Source organism: gamma proteobacterium SS-5, assembly GCA_009497875.2.
Lineage (GTDB): Bacteria > Pseudomonadota > Gammaproteobacteria > Chromatiales > Chromatiaceae > Magnetovirga > Magnetovirga frankeli.
The window spans coordinates 680,791-697,844 of record CP032508.2; the positions used below are offsets into that span (position 1 = coordinate 680,791).

At 63.9% G+C, this 17,054-nt stretch carries 14 protein-coding genes; 8 read left to right on the forward strand and 6 right to left on the reverse strand.

Annotation, left to right across the window (positions count from 1 at the left end):
* Positions 1-83: 83 nt before the first annotated feature.
* Positions 84-1,613, reverse strand: a complete 1,530-nt coding sequence (gene ilvA / locus D5125_08365; GenBank protein ID QFY89498.1) for a threonine ammonia-lyase, biosynthetic — start codon at positions 1,611-1,613, stop codon at positions 84-86.
* Positions 1,614-1,739: 126 nt separating this feature from the next.
* Between ilvA and rpiA the strand changes: the two genes are divergently transcribed.
* A complete protein-coding gene (gene rpiA, locus D5125_08370; GenBank protein QFY89499.1) occupies positions 1,740-2,399 on the forward strand; it encodes a ribose-5-phosphate isomerase RpiA in 660 nt (219 codons plus the stop codon).
* Between the two features lie 3 nt (positions 2,400-2,402).
* Here the strand turns inward: rpiA and D5125_08375 are convergent, their stop codons facing one another.
* The gene (locus D5125_08375; GenBank protein ID QFY91099.2) at positions 2,403-2,801 is read right to left on the reverse strand and encodes a hypothetical protein; all 399 of its coding nucleotides are present in this window, start codon (positions 2,799-2,801) and stop codon (positions 2,403-2,405) included.
* A gap of 315 nt (positions 2,802-3,116) precedes the next feature.
* On the opposite strand from D5125_08375, the gene D5125_08380 reads away from it, so the two are divergent.
* Positions 3,117-6,059 (forward strand): EAL domain-containing protein, encoded by a 2,943-nt coding sequence (locus tag D5125_08380; protein ID QFY89500.1) that lies wholly within the window; start codon positions 3,117-3,119, stop codon positions 6,057-6,059.
* Positions 6,060-6,188: 129 nt separating this feature from the next.
* Here D5125_08380 and D5125_08385 read toward each other — a convergent pair whose 3' ends face one another.
* From D5125_08385 to D5125_08400, 4 genes are all read right to left on the reverse strand, one after another.
* Positions 6,189-7,046: a KpsF/GutQ family sugar-phosphate isomerase gene (locus tag D5125_08385; GenBank protein QFY91100.1), complete on the reverse strand. Its 858-nt coding sequence runs from the start codon at positions 7,044-7,046 to the stop codon at positions 6,189-6,191.
* A gap of 131 nt (positions 7,047-7,177) precedes the next feature.
* Positions 7,178-8,173, reverse strand: a complete 996-nt coding sequence (locus D5125_08390; protein QFY89501.1) for a calcium/sodium antiporter — start codon at positions 8,171-8,173, stop codon at positions 7,178-7,180.
* Positions 8,174-8,304: 131 nt separating this feature from the next.
* The gene (locus D5125_08395) at positions 8,305-8,778 is read right to left on the reverse strand and encodes a rhodanese-like domain-containing protein (protein QFY89502.1); all 474 of its coding nucleotides are present in this window, start codon (positions 8,776-8,778) and stop codon (positions 8,305-8,307) included.
* A 67-nt stretch (positions 8,779-8,845) separates the two neighbouring features.
* On the reverse strand, positions 8,846-9,040 hold the full coding sequence (locus D5125_08400; protein QFY89503.1) for a DUF2892 domain-containing protein: 195 nt from the start codon (positions 9,038-9,040) through the stop codon (positions 8,846-8,848).
* 205 nt (positions 9,041-9,245) lie between these two features.
* Between D5125_08400 and D5125_08405 the strand changes: the two genes are divergently transcribed.
* The 6 genes from D5125_08405 to D5125_08430 all read left to right on the forward strand — a co-directional run bounded on the left by D5125_08405 (position 9,246) and on the right by D5125_08430 (position 17,043).
* Positions 9,246-10,448 (forward strand): class I SAM-dependent rRNA methyltransferase, encoded by a 1,203-nt coding sequence (locus tag D5125_08405; protein ID QFY89504.1) that lies wholly within the window; start codon positions 9,246-9,248, stop codon positions 10,446-10,448.
* The gene (locus tag D5125_08410; protein QFY89505.1) at positions 10,448-11,302 is read left to right on the forward strand and encodes a prolipoprotein diacylglyceryl transferase; all 855 of its coding nucleotides are present in this window, start codon (positions 10,448-10,450) and stop codon (positions 11,300-11,302) included. Before D5125_08405 ends, D5125_08410 begins: the two co-directional genes overlap by 1 nt.
* Before the next feature lie 42 nt (positions 11,303-11,344).
* Complete coding sequence (locus D5125_08415; GenBank protein ID QFY89506.1) at positions 11,345-12,163, forward strand: alpha/beta fold hydrolase; 819 nt, start codon at positions 11,345-11,347, stop codon at positions 12,161-12,163.
* A gap of 115 nt (positions 12,164-12,278) precedes the next feature.
* Positions 12,279-13,736, forward strand: coding sequence for a pyruvate kinase (pyk, locus tag D5125_08420; GenBank protein QFY89507.1), 1,458 nt, complete (start codon positions 12,279-12,281; stop codon positions 13,734-13,736).
* 621 nt (positions 13,737-14,357) lie between these two features.
* Complete coding sequence (locus tag D5125_08425; protein ID QFY89508.2) at positions 14,358-15,572, forward strand: argininosuccinate synthase; 1,215 nt, start codon at positions 14,358-14,360, stop codon at positions 15,570-15,572.
* A gap of 52 nt (positions 15,573-15,624) precedes the next feature.
* Positions 15,625-17,043, forward strand: coding sequence for an acetyl-CoA carboxylase biotin carboxylase subunit (locus tag D5125_08430; protein QFY89509.1), 1,419 nt, complete (start codon positions 15,625-15,627; stop codon positions 17,041-17,043).
* The last annotated feature ends 11 nt before the right edge of the window (positions 17,044-17,054 follow it).

The window sequence follows — 17,054 nt, forward strand, 5'->3', positions numbered from 1 at the left end:
GGCCACGGGCCGCCCTATGTACGGCCAGTCGCTTGGGTTAGCGCATGCTGCGCAACAGCTATATTCTGTCAGGTCGCGTAGCCCTATAGCTCCAACTCCTCGGTACCGGCAAACAGCAGGTAGGCGGGGTTCTCGCTTTCGTCCCAGAAGGGGTAGCCGAGCCTCTCCAGCATCTGTTCGAACAGCGCCTGCTCCTGGCGCTGCACCTGTATGCCCATGAGCACCCGACCATAGGCGGCACCGTGATTGCGGTAGTGAAACAGGCTGATGTTCCAGCGCTTGCCCAGGCCGGTGAGGAACTTGAGCAGGGCACCGGGACGCTCGGGGAATTCGAAGCGATAGAGCAGCTCGTTCTCCAGCCCCGGCGCATGACCGCCGACCATGTAGCGGATGTGCAGCTTGGCCACCTCGTTGTGGGACATGTCGGTGACCGGAAAGCCGTTTTCCTTCAGCCGACCGATCAGCTCCAGGCGCTCATCGTCGCCGCCCACCTCGACCCCGGCAAACACCTGGGCGTTGCGGCTGTCGGCATAACGGTAATTGAATTCGGTGATGTAGCGTCGTCCCAGGATGCGACAGAAGCGGTGAAAGCTGCCCGGCTGTTCGGGGATCTCCACCGCCAGCAGGGCCTCGCGGCCTTCCCCCAGCTCGGCCCGTTCGGCGACGTGGCGCAGGCGGTCGAAGTTGATGTTGGCACCGCTTTCAATGGCGATCAGGCCCTTGTCGCAGGCCCCCTCGCGGGCGACGTATTTCTTCAGCCCGGCCACCGATAGGGCACCGGCGGGCTCGGCGACGGTGCGCGTGTCCTCGAATACGTCCTTGATCGCGGCGCAGATCTCATCGGCGCTGACCAGGATGATCTCATCCACATAGTCCCGCGCCAGCTTGAAGGTCTCCTTGCCCGCCTGGCGCACCGCCACGCCATCGGCAAACAGGCCCACCTGCTTGAGCACCACCCGGCGCCCGGCCTGGAGGGCGGCGTGCATGCTGGCGGCATCCTCCGGCTCGACCCCAATGACCTTGATCTCGGGCCGAACATATTTGATGTAGGCGGCGATGCCACCGATCAGGCCGCCGCCGCCCACCGGCACGAACACCGCCTCGATGGGGTCCGGGTGCTGCTTGAGAATCTCTACCGCGATGGTGCCCTGACCGGCGATAACATCCGGGTCATCGAAGGGATGGATCAGGGTCTGGCCCTGCTCCTTGACCAGCTCCAGGGCATGCACATAGGCCTCATCGAAGGAATCACCCTGCAGCACCGGCTTACCGCCCAGGCGGCGCACCGCCTTGACCTTGATCGGCGGCGTGGTGCGCGGCATGACGATGGTGGCCTTGATGCCCAGATGCCGCGCCGCCAGCGCCACGCCCTGGGCGTGATTGCCGGCCGAGGCGGCGATGACGCCGCGCTCACGGGCCTCGGCATCCAGCTGGGCCATGCGGTTGAAGGCCCCGCGCAGCTTGAAGGAGAACACCGGCTGCAGGTCCTCGCGCTTGAGATAGACCGGGCTGGCCAGCTTCTCGGTCAGCTGTCGGGCCGGGTCCAGGGGGGTCTCCTTGGCCACGTCATAGACGCGGGCGCGCAAGATACGTTCGATATAGTGCTTGGGCATGGGCAGGTCCAATGACAGCAGGCTGTGGGCTGGGTATGATAGCCCGTATCAGCGGGCGCGTCTGGCCGACAACCCCTTTTCCGGTCCCAGGCCCGCATCACCTTGTACACCCAGATGGAGCCAAAAATGAATCAAGACGAGATGAAAAAACAGGCCGCCGAGGCCGCCCTTGCCTATGTCGAGGGGGGGGTTGTCGGGGTCGGCACCGGCTCCACGGTGAATCACTTCATCGACTATCTGGCCGGTATCAAGGGCCGCATCGAGGGTGCCGTATCCAGCTCCGAGGCCTCCACCCAGCGCATGCGTCAGCACGGCATCAACGTGATTGATCTCAATGCCGCAGGCCCCCTGTCCCTCTACGTCGATGGCGCCGATGAATCCAACCACCAGCTGCAGCTGATCAAGGGCGGCGGCGGTGCCCTGACGCGGGAGAAGATCGTTGCCGCCGCCAGCGCCCAGTTCGTCTGCATTGCCGATGAAACCAAGCTGGTCAGCTGCCTGGGCCAGTTCCCCCTGCCGGTGGAGGTGATTCCCATGGCGCGCAGCTACGTCGGCCGCGAGCTGGTCAAGCTGGGTGGCAACCCGGTGTGGCGGGAGAACTTCGTCACCGATAACGGTAACCTGATCCTGGATGTACACAACCTGGAGATCATGGAGCCGATCAAGCTGGAGAATCAGATCAACGCCCTGGCCGGCGTGGTCACCGTCGGCCTGTTTGCCAACCGCCCGGCAGATGTGCTCATTCTCGGCAGCCAAAGCGGCCCGCGCACCCTGAAGGCCGATTAGCCCCTATTCCGGCCGGATATGTTCGATGTATTTGGCCGGCTCCTCCATCACCAGACGTACCGACTCGGCCTGGATCTGGATGCCGTTTGGCTGCCCTTCCAGCTTGATCTTGCAATGGGCCTGGCCCTGCGAGGCCAGCGGCAGGGGGATCATGTCGCGGTAGGTATAGATATTTTCACCCACATCGCCACCGCTGCAGCGGGCCGGGAGCTGCGGCAGGGGCTGCTGCAACTGGGCACCGGAAAAGATCAACATGCCCTTCTGCTGCCACTTGGTGCGCTCCGCCGAGCCGGTCATGGTCTTGATCACCAGGGCGGGGTCGAACAGGACCCGGATCACCTCGCCATCCTGCTCCACGCCAGAGATCTGGCTGCCCACTAGTTCGATGCTGCTGCTGTCCACGGATGTTTCCTCATGCAAGTAGGGGCTATGCAGAATAGGGCGCTTGGCGCAGAAATCAACCTCAGCGATCATATCGGCCAGCGCCGTTGCCAGGCCCCCGCTGGCTGCTACCCGGCCTTCACGCCAAGTTTGTTTTACAGTAACTGCCCTGCGCCAGTGTCCCGCTTTCTGTCATTTTGAGGGTTTAACTGCTAGGATTACTGGGTTATTTGACCGGCCAGACAGGCCCACCAGCAGTACATCAACAGGGAATCATGCCCACTCGGGCCCCACTCGTCGGCGGCCGCGCCGCCATGCCCTGTGCTGGATCATGCGATGACGCTCAAGCGTAAGCTGTTGTTTTTGATAGCAGGCCTGCTGATTGCCGGGCTGGGCCTGTTTCAATACCTGATGTACGACTACACCCACAGCCAGGCTGAGGCGGACCTGCTGCGCTCGGCCGAGCGGGTGCGCGGCGTGCTCATGGCCACGCGCCGGGTTTATCACCACCAGTTTCTGGATAGTGGCATTCCGCTCACCGACAAGACCCTGGGCTTTCTGCCCGCCCACGCCCTGGGGTTGATCTCGGAGGACTTTCCCAATTGGGAGCAGTCCGGCTTCTCCTTCAACAACGTCAGCCATGACCCGCGCAACCCGGAGCATGAGGCCGACCCCGTCGAGCGCCAGGCCATCGACCACTTCCAGGCCCACCCCCAGGAGCAGCGCCGCTTCGTGCCTTACCGCAGCGAGCAGGGCGAGCTGTTCTATCACTATGCCCAGCCGATCTGGATCGAGCCCTATTGCCTGGAGTGCCACGGCAGCAAGGCCAGCGCCCCCGCCGCCATCCGCGCCCGCTACGACCGCGCCTATGATTATCAGGTCGGCGAGCTGCGCGGCATCCTCAGCATCAAGATCCCCGCCCAGGTGCTGGAGGAGCGCGTGGCCCATGTCTTTTTCGTCCAGTTCTGGTGGAGTCTGGGGTTGATGCTGCTCCTGGGGCTGGGCATTGTCGCTGTCGTGCGGCGCCATGTGCTCCACCCCATAGGCACCCTGCAGAGCGGTATTGAGCGGATGACCCAGGGCCAGACCCGGCAGCCGTTGCCGGACCTGCCCGGTGAGTTTCGCCAGATCGGCAATGCCTTCAACCAGATGGTGGAACGCCTGGCGAGCAAACGCGCCGCCCTGGAGGACAGCGAGAAACGCCTGCGCATGCTGATGCAGACGGCGGCGGATGCGGTGGTGCTGACCGACAGTCTGGGGCATATCCAGCTGTGGAACGACGGTGCCGAGCGCATCTTTGGCCACAGCGCCGAGGCCATGCAGGGGCGGGATGTCGAATGCCTGATCCCGGAGCCCTCGCGGGCGGCCCACCGGCGCGGCATGGAGCGGGTGCGCCGGGGCCTGCCGCCGAAGTACGCCGGGCGCACCCTGGAGCTGTACGCCCAGCATCAGAAGGGGCATCTGTTTCCCATCGAGCTCTCGCTCAACTTCTGGGACAGTGGCGCAGAGCGTCATTTCATCGCCATTATCCGCGACATCAGCGCCCGCAAATACGCCGAGGAGGCGCTGCGGGAGAGCGAGGCCAAGTTCCACACCATAGTCAACTGGTCCAGCGACTGGGTCTATTGGATCAAACCCGATGGCGGCTTTCATTACATGACCCCGGCGGTGGAGCAGCTCACCGGCTACCGCGCCGAGGATTTCGAGCGCGATCCCGACCTGATCAACGCCATAGTCCACCCGGATGACCAGGCCCTGTGGCTGGACCATGTACAGCAACACCTGCCCGAGGCCAGTGACGCCAACCCAGGCAACCTGGAGCTGCGCATCCGGCGCAAGGACGGTCAGGTACTCTGGGTCAATCACCGCTGCCGAGCCGTGTTTGATCCCACCGGCCAATACCTGGGCCGTCGCGTGTCCATGAGCGACATCAGCGAACGCAAGGCAGCGGAGGAGCGCATCTACAGCCTGGCCTATTACGACCCCCTCACCGGCCTGCCCAACCGCCGTCTGTTCCTCGATCACCTGAATCAGGCCCTGCTTGCCAGCCAGCGTGGCCAGTTGTTCGGTGCCCTGCTCATGTTGGATCTGGACCATTTCAAGAACATCAACGAAACCCACGGCCATGAGCTGGGCGACCTGCTGCTGATCGAGACGGCCAAGCGCATCCAAACAGGCGTGCGCCTGGAGGATCGGGTCTGCCGCCTGGGCGGCGACGAGTATCTGATCCTGGTGGAGGGTCTGGCCAGCGCCGAGCAGCTGGCGGCGACCCAAACCGAACAGATCGCCGAAAAGCTACGCGCCGCGCTGTCTCAGCCGATTTACCTGAAGGCCGCCAACGGCGAATACCAGATCACCCCCAGCATCGGCATCAGCCTGTTCCGCGGTGCCGACAAGGGTGCCGAGACCCTGCTCAAACAGGTAGAGGTGGCCCTGTATCAGGCCAAGGACGCCGGGCGCGACACCATCCGTTTCTTCAATCGCGCCATGCAGGAGGCAGTCAGCGCCCGCAGCGAGCTGGAGGCGGCCCTGCGCCGTGCCATCCGGCTGCGGGAATTTGTTCTCTACTACCAGCCCCAGATGGATCAGCAGGGCCGCCTGATTGGCGCCGAGGCCCTGTTGCGCTGGAATCGCCCAGGGCAGGGGCTGGTGCCGCCGGACCAGTTCATCCCCCTGGCGGAGGAGACCGGACTGATTGTCGAGATCGGCGGCTGGGTGCTGGAAACCGCCTGTGAACAGCTGTCCGCCTGGGCTGCCAATCCCCGCACCCAGAGGCTGCAGATCGCGGTGAACGTCAGCACCCGCCAATTCCAGCAGCCGGATTTTGTCGAGCAGGTCCAGCGCGCCCTGTCCGATAGCGGGGCGCGACCGGAACGGCTGAAGATCGAATTGACCGAGAGCGTGGTGCTGAACGATTTTCTCGGCGTGAGCGAACGCATGAAACGGCTGCATCAGCTGGGGGTGCGCTTCTCGCTGGACGATTTCGGCACCGGCTATTCCTCCCTGTCCTACCTCAAGCGTCTGCCTATCGACCAGGTCAAGATCGACAAGTCCTTCGTGCAGGACATCCCGGACGACAGCGGCGACATGGCCATAGTCCGCGCCGTGCTGGCCCTGTGCCAATCACTGGGCCTGGAGGTGGTGGCCGAGGGGGTGGAGAATCAGACCCAGCGGGAGTTCTTGCAGCAGCACGGCTGCCAGACCTACCAGGGCTATCTGTTCGGTCGCCCCAGCCCGATCAGCGCCTGGCCCGAGCTGTTGCAGAGGACAGAAGGCTGATGACAGAGGACAGAGGACAGGGGGCAGGGGACAGGGGACAGAATTTGGTGTCGCTGCGCGACAGATCAGTAAATCCGGCGCAAAGCGCCCTCAATGTTCAGTCTTCTGTCCTCTGTCCTCTGTCTTCTGTCAAACCACCCCCGCCCGCAGCAGATCGTGCATGTTCAGGGCGCCGATCAGCTGGCCGCCCTCATCGGCCACCAGCAGGGCATTGATCTTGCGGCTTTCCATCAACTGCAGGGCCTCGGCGGCCAGGCTGTGCCGGGGCAGGGTGACGCAGCCGGGGGTCATCACCTGACGTATGCCGATCTGATGTATGTCCAGCCCCTGGTCCAGGGTGCGGCGCAGGTCGCCGTCGGTGTAGATACCGAGGATACAGCCCTGATCATCCACCACGGCGGTCATGCCCAGGCCCTTGCGGGTCATCTCCAGCAGGGCCTGATTCAGGCTGGCATCCTGGCCGACCTGGGGGATGGCCTCGCCGCTGCGCATGATATCCGCCACATGCAGCAGCAGGCGCCGACCCAGGCTGCCGCCGGGATGGGAGCGGGCGAAGTCCTTCTCGGTGAAGCCCCGCGCCTCCAGCAGGGCCACCGCCAGGGCATCGCCCATGGCCAGGCTGGCGGTGGTGCTGGAGGTAGGGGCCAGCCCCAAGGGGCAGGCCTCCTTCTCCACGCTGACATCCAGGTGTACGTCGGCCTCGCGCGCCAGGTTGGAGCCGGGGTTGCCGGTGAGGGCGATGAGCGGCACGCCGAGGCGCTTGATCAACGGCAGTATGGTGAGGATCTCGCCGGTCTCGCCGGAGTTGGATAGGGCCAGCACCACGTCCTTATCGGTGAACATGCCCAGATCGCCATGGCTGGCCTCGCCGGGGTGGACGAAGAAGGCCGGCGTGCCGGTGCTGGCCAGGGTGGCGGCGATCTTGTTGCCGATGTGGCCGGACTTACCCATGCCGGTGACGATCACCCGGCCCTGGGCGTGCAGCATGTGGCCGCAGGCGCGGTCGAATTCGGCGCCGATGCGTTGCTCCAGGGCGGCCACTGCCTGGGTCTCGTTGCGGATCACGGCGCGGCCCAGGGTACTGAAAGCGTGGTTATCGCGGCTCAAGGGTATTTTCCTCAACCAATCAGCGGGGTGCCGCTGGCATCGAAGTACAGCCAGGCCTGATAGCCAACGAAGCAGGCCAGCAGGGCCAGGCCCTCCCAGCGGTTGATATCACCCCGGTCGCTCTTGTGGTAGCCGAAGATGAGCACGGCCAGGGTCAGGGCCAGCATCACCGGCACATCCCGGTACAGGGCCTGGGGGTCAAAGGGGCCGGGTGCCAGCAGGCCGGGCACCGGCAGCACGGTGAGCAGGTTGAAGATATTGGAGCCGATGACATTGCCGATGGCGATCTCGTGCTCGCCCTTGAGGGCGCTGGTGACGCTGGCGGCCAACTCCGGCAGGCTGGTGCCAATGGCAACTATGGTCAGGCCTATGACCAGGTCACTCACCCCCAGGGCGGTGGCTATGTTTACCGCCCCCCAGACCAGGGCGCGGGAGCCGAGCAGCAGGCCGACCAGGCCGACGGCAAAGAGAATGCTGGCCTTGCCCATGCCGCCCTGCTCGGTCAGTTCCTCGTCAAATTCCACCGCGAGCAGGTCGCTGCCCTCCCGATCCTGCAGGGCAAAGCGGGCCAACAGCCCCAGCACCAGAAGAGACCCACCCAGCAGGATCAAGCCGTCGATCAGGGTAAGCTGCAGGTCCAGCATCAAGGCCGCCGCCAGCAGGCTGACCCCGAGCATGATGGGGTATTCCCGGCGCAGGATGCGCGAGCGCACGGTGAGCGGCACGATCAGGGCGGTAAAGCCCAGAATCAGCCCGACATTGGCGATGTTGGAGCCCACCGCGTTGCCTATGGCCATGCCCGCGTTGCCCTGCCAGGAGGCCATGATGGAGACCAGTATCTCAGGTGCCGAGGTGCCCAGGCCGACGATGGTCAGACCCACCAGCAGGGGCGATACGCCCAGGTGCCGGGCGATGGCCGCGGCCCCGTTGATGAAACGCTCGGCCCCCCAGATAAGCAGGACGAAACCGACCAGGATAGCGGCCAGGTTGAGCAGGTGATCTATCATCACAGGGATGCCTTGAGCAGGGGAGAGTGGCGCATTCTTTCAAAAGCCCCTGGGCCACTGCAAGCAAAACCGCTCGCCGGGGAAATCATCGTCCCCGGCACCGCCCTGGCTTTTGGGGTCTTGGTCAGGATCTAAACCGGCCCCAGTTGCGCGGCGGTCAATCTCGGCTCGAACAGGTCGTCGGCAATCTCCAGCGGTAGTTGCCGGTTGTCCTTGTCAAACAGGGGCAGTTCGTAGTCGTTCCAGCCGCGCAGGCCGGTGCGCAGGGAGGCCACGTTGACATAGCCCATCTGGCTCAGGGTGTGGGCGGCGAGGATGCTGCGGTTGCCCGAACGGCAGATGAGAATGACGCGGCGCTCTCGTGCCGTCACCAGCTCAGGCTCGGTCTCTTCGTAGCCGTAATCGGCGGCAATCTCCAGGATGCCACGGGGGACATTGATCGAACCCTGAATGCGTGCGCGGTCATATTCGTGCGGGCAGCGCACATCCAGCAGCAGATGCGCCATGCCCTGCTCGCGCTCATCCATCAGGTCCCAGGGAAAGACCTCCTCTACCTGCCCGGACAGGGCCTCGACCAGGCTGCGATAGCTGGCTCGGGTGCTCATGCGGTTTGTCTCCCAGGCCGATTCTGCCGAATGGCCAGCCCGCTGAGGGCTGGCCGCCCTTGGCCTGCTATTTATTGCCATCCAGCGGACAGGTATTCAGGCCCAGCAGGGGATAGAGGGCGCAGAACCTGAACAGGCCGGTGGCCAGCGGTACCACGCCGATCCAGGCCGAGACCGGGCCGCCAAGTAGGGCCCAGGCAATCAGCGCCAGGCCGACGACAATGCGAAGAATACGGTCGATACCACCTACGTTTGCTTTCATCAGATCTCTCCAGTTGGGTTGGTTGTCAGCACTTAGCCAACCCCTGTTATAGACCCTTTCTTGGCTTTAACCAATGAAAATAGTCAAATAAGGCCCCTGCTCGGCCGAACTTTTTGGTAGGCCCTTTTTTGGCCGACCCATTTCTGTCCCCGATGGCGCATAAGGGCGTAGAATGGGGGTCTTTGATTGCCACTGAGTGAGCCCCTTGGAAACCGATATCCCCGCCCTGTTGTTGAAAAAAAACCAGGATAAACGCCTGCGTAGCGGCCATTGCTGGATCTTCAGCAACGAGATAGACAGCGAGAAGACGCCGATCAAGGCCCTGCAGCCGGGCGAGCAGGTGGCCGTGCTGGATGAGAAGGAGCTGTTCATCGGCTTTGGCTATGTCAATCCCCAGTCCCTGATCGCGGTGCGCCTGCTGAGCCGGGATCAGTCCCATCCGATCAGCGAATCCCTGCTGGTGCATCGGCTCAATATCGCCCTGTCCCTGCGCCAGCGGCTCTATGCCGAGCCCTATTACCGGGCAGTGTATGGCGAGGCCGATGGTCTGCCTGGGCTGGTGGTGGACCGCTATGGCGACTATCTGGTGGCGCAGCTGGGCACCGCGGGCATGGAGGCCTTGCGCCAGCCTCTGCTCAATGCCCTGGATAAGGTGTTCAAGCCCCGAGGCGTGCTGCTGCGCAACGACAGCGCGGCGCGGGAGCTGGAGGGCCTGCCGCGTCAGGTGGAGCTGGCCGCTGGCGAGATACCGGAACAGGTGGAGTTGAGCGAGGGCGGCTGCCGCTTCCGCGTCTCCCTGCACGAGGGGCAGAAGACCGGCTGGTTCTTCGATCAGGCGGCCAACCGCGATCGTCTCATGCCGCTGCTGCGCGAGCGCCGGGTGCTGGATCTGTTCAGCTATGTGGGCGGCTGGGGGGTGCGCGCCGCCCAGGCCGGGGCCAGCGCCGTAACCTGTGTCGATTCCTCCGAGTCGGCCCTGACACAGCTGCTGGAGAATGCCCAGCTCAATGGCGTTGAACAGCGGGTTGATAGCCTGCGCGGCGATGCCTTCGAGATACTGCGCCAGCTGAAGGAATCCAAACAGCGCTTCGATGTGGTGCTGGTGGACCCGCCCGCCTTCATCAAGCGGCGCAAGGACCAAAAACAGGGCGAGCTGGCCTATAGGCGCATCAATCAGGCGGCGATGCAGCTACTCAGCCGGGATGGCCTGCTGATCAGCTCCTCCTGCTCCCACCACCTGAGCGGCGAGCGCCTGCTGGGGCTGATCAACCAGGCCGGACGCCATCTGGACCGCAGTCTGCAACTGCTCATCAGCGGCGCCCAGGGGCCGGACCACCCGATCCACCCGGCGATCCCCGAGACCGCCTATCTGAAGAACTTCAGCCTGCGCGTGCTGCCCCGTTTCTGATGCTGACCTATCCCGACATCGATCCGATCGCCCTGGCCCTGGGGCCGCTCAAGGTCCATTGGTATGGCCTGAGCTACCTGGCGGCCTTTGTCGCCGCCTGGTGGCTGGGGCGGCTGCGCAGCGGTCATCCGCAATCACCGATCCGCAAGGAGCAGATGGAGGACCTGCTGTTCTACTGCGCCCTGGGGGTGGTGCTGGGGGGGCGGCTGGGTTACATCCTGTTCTACAACTTCAGCGGATTCCTGCAGGATCCGCTGCTGCTGCTGCAGATCTGGCAGGGGGGCATGTCTTTTCATGGCGGTCTGATCGGCGTGCTCATTGCCATGGGGCTCTATGCCCGCAAGCTGGGCACGGGCTTCTTTCAGGTGGCGGATTTTGTCGCCCCGCTGGTGCCCCTGGGGCTGTTCAGCGGCCGTCTGGGCAACTTCATCAACGGCGAGCTGTGGGGTGGGCCGACCGACTCGGCGCTGGGTATGCAGGTGCCCTGCGCGGTCAATCCGGCCACCGAAGGGCTCTGTCTGCAGGTGGGTACCCTGGATGGGGTCTATTCCCTGCCGGTACATGCCAGCCAGCTGTATCAGGCCGGGCTGGAGGGGCTGCTGCTGTTTTTCATGCTGTGGCTCTATGCCCGCCGCGAGCGCCCGAGCATGGCGGTGTCCGGGCTGTTTCTGCTGGGTTATGGGCTGTTTCGCTTTGCCATCGAGTTTGTCCGTCTGCCCGATGCCCACCTGGGTTATCTGGCCTTCGGCTGGCTGACCATGGGCCAGCTACTGAGCCTGCCGATGATCCTGTTCGGCCTGCTGCTGCTCGGCCTGGCCCATGGCCGCTCAGGGCCCAAGCACCCTCAGGGGTGACAGCACGGGGGCTGTCGGGTCAAATAATCTAGGGGATGCCCCATGCAACTGCATTACCGACTCTATGGTGACCTGCAAGCGGCTGCCAAGCCGCCGCTGATGTTGCTGCACGGCCTGCTGGGCTCGTCGAGCAACTGGGCCGGCATTGCCCCGCGTCTGGTCGAGCAGGGCCATGTCTGCCTGGTGCCGGACCTGCGCAACCACGGCCGTTCGCCCCAGGATCACCACATGGATTACCCGCTGATGGCCGGTGATCTGCTGCGCCTGCTGGACAATCTGGAGCTGGAGCAGGTGGTCCCCATCGGTCACAGCATGGGGGCCAAGGCGGCCATGTGGCTGGCGTTGAGCTATGCCGACCGGGTGGATCGGCTGGTGGCGGTGGACATGGCACCTGTGCCCAGCCCCAATCGGTTTGAGCCTATCTTTGACGCCCTGCTGTCTTTGGACCTGCAACAGATCAGTAGCCGCCAGCAGGCCGAGGAGTACCTGGCCGAGTCCCTCGCAAGCCCCATGCTGCGACAATATCTACTGCAAAACCTGCTACCCGGCGATGAGCAGCAGGGCTGGCGCTGGCGGGTCAACCTGCGGGTGCTGGATGCGGCCCTGGAGCAGATTCTCGACTTCCCGCCGCTCGACGCGGTCAGTGCCTTTCAGGGCGATGCCCTGTTTCTGTATGGGGCCGAGTCCAATTACGTCAGCACCGAGTCCGCCCCCAGCATCCAGCGCCTGTTTCCCTTCGCCCGCCTGCGCGCCGTGCCCGGTGCCGGTCACTGGGTCTATGCCGAGCAGCCCGAGGCCTTTCTCGCCGCGCTGCTGAATTTTCTTGACCTGGGTGCCAAGCCCCAGCCCAAAATCTGCTAGTACCAAACCTCCTTGTCAAGCTGCTGTAGCAGTCGGCAGGCAGGATGGCTGCTGTAGATTCGAACCCATTCGCGTGTATTCGCGGGCCATAAATTACCCCTCCGAGGATCAACCCATGAGTCTGCTGGAACCTGTGCCGCCGCTGAAGATGCGCCGCACCAAGATCGTTGCCACCCTGGGGCCGGCCTCCAATTGCGAGACGACCCTGGTGGACCTGGTGGATGCCGGGGCCGATGTATTTCGCCTGAACATGTCCCATGGCAGCCACGCGCAACATGCCGAGACCTATCACCTGGCCCGCGCCGCCGCTGCCGGTGGGCGGCGCAGCATTGCCATATTGGCCGATTTGTGTGGCCCCAAGATCCGCGTCGGCCGGTTGCAGGAGGGTGCCGTGAACCTGGAGGATGGCGAGCGGGTGGTGGTGACCACCCGTGATCTGGTCGGCGGGCCGGGGCTGATCCCCTGTGGCTACCGCTCGCTGGCCTCGGATGTCTCGCCCGGCTCGCGCATCCTGATGGATGACGGCATGTTGGAGCTGATGGTGGAGAGCGTCGCCGACAGCGAGATCGGCTGTCAGGTGCTGCGCGGCGGCCTGCTGCGTGAGCGCAAGGGCATCAACCTGCCCAATGTGCGCGTCTCCGCCCCGTCGTTGACGGACAAGGACAGGGCCGATGCCCACTTCGCCCTGGATCTGGGGGTGGATTTTCTCGCCCTGTCCTTCGTGCGCGAGGCGCAGGATATCCGCGACCTGCGCCAGCTGATCAGCGAGCACGGCAGCAAGGTCAACATCATTGCCAAGATCGAGCGGCCCGAGGCGCTGGACAATATCGACGAAATCCTGCACGAGACAGATGCCATCATGGTCGCCCGTGGCGATCTGGGCGTGGAGCTGCCGCCGGAGGAGGTGCCGCTGATCCAGGAGCTGCTCATCAACCGCGCCCACCAATGCAACAAACCGGTGATCGTCGCCACCCAGATGCTTGAATCCATGGTGCAGCACAGCCTGCCCACCCGCGCCGAGGTGTCCGACGTATCCCGTGCCGTGCGCCATGGGACCGATGCGGTGATGCTCTCGGCGGAGACCGCCGCCGGCCGCTACCCGGTACAGGCAGTGCGTATGATGAACCGCATTACCCGCCAGACCGAGGCGCACATGGCCGCCAAGGGCCGCTACGGCCACATCGGCCGGGTGGAGGACAAGGAGTTGCCGCTGCCCCCGGCCATCGCCGCCGCCCGCGCCGTCTCCCTGCTCAGCCGCGACCTGCGGATCAAGGCGGTGGTGGTGCTGTCGCAGACCGGGGTCACCGCCGCCATCGTCAGCGCCACCCGGCCAGCGGCACCGGTGCTGGCGGTGTCCTGGGAAGACGATGCGGTGAGCCGGATGAACCTGATGTGGGGGGTGATGCCGCGACACGCCCCGGCCGAGGGCTTCGAGGTGGCCGACGCCCTGGCCCGACGGCTGGTGCTGGAGACCCAGCTGGCCGCCCCCGGCGAGCACGTCTTGCTGGCCCGTGGCTTTCGCTCCCTCAACGAGGACATCTGCACCCCTTCCATCGCGGTGTTGACCATTTGACCCTGAAAAGAGCATTTGGCCACAGAGCCACAGAGCCACAGAGTACACAGAGAAAAATCAATGTGTTGGAAAGCGAACATTCAATACCTTCTAGGTGAGCTCGGTCTGATAGGTAACTTATTGATACAATTCTGTGATCTCGGCTCTGGCTCCAGGCTTCGCTCTACCTCCTCCGTCCCTGGAGTCGTCGGCTCTGGCTCCAGGCTTCGCCCTACCTCCTCCGTCGGGCCTACAGGGAGGTAGGTCATGCCAAACTGATGACTGGATCATCGGTGGCCCTGGAGTCGTCTGTGTCTCTGTGGCTTAACTGAGGAATATAGGTTAACCCAAGGATCATGGGGCGAGACGGCCAGCACCGGAAAATGAAAGTCGTCGCCCATGATCCTTACTGTGAAACATCCGTGGCAACTCGCGAGTCCCGAGTCCCGAGTCCCGGAGCCGCCAAGAGATGTTTCATGTTCCGGGGTGGCGCTGTCCGCTCCATGATCCTTAGGTTAAATGATTCGGGACTCGGGACAGGCCACTCGTGCTGCAAAGCACAAAAGTTTTTTGGTGGAGTGCCGCCTCAGGTACAATGACCGGCCCTTTGCAGTTTTCTTACGTCTTTCAGTGGAGCTTTGCATGTCCCAGGTAAACAAGGTGGTGCTCGCCTATTCCGGCGGTCTGGATACATCCATTATCCTTAAATGGCTACAGGATACCTACGGTTGCGAGGTCGTTACCTTCACCGCCGACATCGGTCAGGGGGAGGAGGTCGAACCGGCCCGGGCCAAGGCCCAGGCGGCCGGGATCCAGGAGATCTACATCGACGACCTGCGCGAGGAGTTCGCCCGCGACTTCGTCTTCCCCATGTTCCGCGCCAACGCCGTCTATGAGGGCGAGTACCTGCTTGGCACCTCCATCGCCCGGCCGCTGATCGCCAAGCGCCTGATCGAGATCGTCAACCAGACCGGTGCCGATGCCATCGCCCACGGTGCCACCGGCAAGGGCAACGATCAGGTGCGCTTCGAGCTGGCGGCCTATGCCCTCAAGCCGGATATCCGGGTGATCGCCCCCTGGCGCGAGTGGGACCTGCTCTCCCGCGAGCGGTTGATGCAGTACGCCGAAGAACACGGCATTGCGGTGGATTTTGCTAAACAGGGCAAAAAATCGCCCTATTCCATGGATGCCAATCTGCTGCATATCTCCTACGAAGGCGGTATTCTCGAAGATCCCTGGAGCGAGCCGGAGGAGGATATGTGGCGCTGGAGCGTCGCGCCCGAGGCGGCACCGGACCGGCCCACCTATGTGGAGCTGACCTACGAAAAGGGCGATATCGTCGCCATCGACGGCCAGCCCATGACCCCGGCTAGGGTGATGGAGCACCTGAACCAGGTGGCCGGGGCCAACGGCATCGGTCGGGATGATATCGTCGAGAACCGCTACGTCGGCATGAAGTCCCGTGGCGCCTACGAGACCCCGGCAGGCACGGTGATGCTCAAGGCCCACCGCGCCATGGAGTCGCTCACCCTGGACCGCGAGGCGGGCCATCTGAAGGACGAACTGATGCCGCGCTACGCTAAGATGGTCTATAACGGCTATTGGTTTGCACCGGAACGGGAGGCCCTGCAGGCGTTGATCGATCAGACCCAGCAGGTGGTCAATGGCGTGGTGCGGGTCAAGCTGTACAAGGGCAATGTCATCATTGCCGGGCGCAAATCCGCCAGCAACAGCCTGTTCGATGAGTCCATCGCCACCTTCGAGGACGATGCCGGGGCCTACAATCAGAAGGACGCCGAGGGCTTCATCAAGCTCAACGCCCTGCGCCTGAGGGTAGCGGCGCGTCATCGCCGCTAGCGGTGAAGGTAATTGTTCGGTAATCTGACGCTGGCCAAAGCCTGGAGTCGCCATGTTTCGTAAACTATTGATCGCCAACCGAGGTGAGATCGCGGTCCGTATCATCCGCGCCTGCGCGGAGATGGGCATACGTTCCGTAGCCATCTATTCCGATGCCGACCGCTACTCGCTGCACGTCAAGAAGGCCGATGAGGCCTACAGCCTGGGGGCCGATCCCCTGGCCGGTTACCTCAATGTACACCGCATCGCCAACCTGGCCGCGTCCACCGGCTGTGATGCGGTGCATCCCGGCTACGGCTTCCTGTCCGAGAACCCGGAGCTGGCCGAGGCCTGTGAACGGCGTGGCATCGTCTTCATCGGCCCCAGCGCCGAGGTCATTCGCCGCATGGGTGACAAGACCGAGGCGCGTCAGGCCATGGTCGCCGCCGGGCTGCCGGTGACGCCGGGCTCCGAGGGCAACCTCTACGACCTGGATCAGGCCCTGGCCATGGCCAACAAGCTGGGCTACCCGATCATGCTCAAGGCCACCTCGGGCGGCGGCGGGCGCGGCATTCGCCGCTGCGACAGCCCCGAGGAGCTGCGCAACAACTACCAGCGGGTGATCTCCGAGGCCACCAAGGCCTTTGGCCGGGCCGATGTGTTCATGGAGAAGTGCGTGGTCGATCCGCGCCACATCGAGGTGCAGGTACTGGCCGACAGCCACGGTAACGCCATCCACCTGTTCGAGCGCGACTGCTCCATCCAACGGCGCAACCAGAAGCTGATCGAGATCGCTCCCTCGCCCCAGCTGGACGAGGCCCAGCGCCAATATATCGGCGGTCTGGCGGTGATGGCGGCCAAGGCGGTGGGCTACACCAACGCCGGTACCGTAGAATTTCTGCTGGACGACGATAACCGCTTCTATTTCATGGAGATGAACACGCGGGTGCAGGTGGAACATACCATCACCGAGCAGATCACCGGCATCGACATCGTCGAGGAACAGATCCGCATCGCCGCCGGCCTGCAGCTGCGCTTCAAGCAGCATGAGGTGCAGCGGCGCGGCTTCGCCATGCAGTTCCGCATCAACGCCGAAGACCCGAAGAATAATTTCCTGCCCAGCTTCGGCCGCATCTCCCGTTACTACGCCCCCGGCGGGCCGGGGGTGCGTACCGATGCCGCCATCTATACCGGCTACACCATCCCGCCCCATTACGACTCCATGCTGGCCAAGCTGATCGTCTGGGCGCTGAGCTGGGAGGACGTGGTCTCCCGCGGGGAGCGCGCCCTGCAGGACATGGGGGTGTTCGGTATCAAGACCACCATCCCCTACTACCTGGCCATACTGGCCAACCGCGAGTTCCGCGCCGCCCAGTTCAATACCGGCTTCGTCGAGGCCCACCCGGAGTTGATCGAATACTCCTGCAAGCGCCGTAAAGAAGAAATCGCCGCGGTCATCGCCGCCGCCATTGCCGCCCACGCAGGGCTGTAACACGAGGTTAA

Bases quoted from the DNA above. Each gene is read 5' to 3' on its own strand.
- D5125_08380 (QFY89500.1), top strand. From the start codon at position 3,117: ATGACGCTCAAGCGTAAGCTGTTGTTTTTGATAGCAGGCCTGCTGATT.
- D5125_08410 (QFY89505.1), top strand. From the start codon at position 10,448: ATGCTGACCTATCCCGACATCGATCCGATCGCCCTGGCCCTGGGGCCG.
- D5125_08390 (QFY89501.1), bottom strand. From the start codon at position 8,173: ATGATAGATCACCTGCTCAACCTGGCCGCTATCCTGGTCGGTTTCGTC.
- D5125_08385 (QFY91100.1), bottom strand. From the start codon at position 7,046: ATGCTGCACGCCCAGGGCCGGGTGATCGTCACCGGCATGGGTAAGTCC.
- ilvA (QFY89498.1), bottom strand. From the start codon at position 1,613: ATGCCCAAGCACTATATCGAACGTATCTTGCGCGCCCGCGTCTATGAC.
- D5125_08400 (QFY89503.1), bottom strand. From the start codon at position 9,040: ATGAAAGCAAACGTAGGTGGTATCGACCGTATTCTTCGCATTGTCGTC.
- D5125_08430 (QFY89509.1), top strand. From the start codon at position 15,625: ATGTTTCGTAAACTATTGATCGCCAACCGAGGTGAGATCGCGGTCCGT.
- D5125_08395 (QFY89502.1), bottom strand. From the start codon at position 8,778: ATGAGCACCCGAGCCAGCTATCGCAGCCTGGTCGAGGCCCTGTCCGGG.
- rpiA (QFY89499.1), top strand. From the start codon at position 1,740: ATGAATCAAGACGAGATGAAAAAACAGGCCGCCGAGGCCGCCCTTGCC.
- D5125_08425 (QFY89508.2), top strand. From the start codon at position 14,358: ATGTCCCAGGTAAACAAGGTGGTGCTCGCCTATTCCGGCGGTCTGGAT.
- pyk (QFY89507.1), top strand. From the start codon at position 12,279: ATGAGTCTGCTGGAACCTGTGCCGCCGCTGAAGATGCGCCGCACCAAG.
- D5125_08415 (QFY89506.1), top strand. From the start codon at position 11,345: ATGCAACTGCATTACCGACTCTATGGTGACCTGCAAGCGGCTGCCAAG.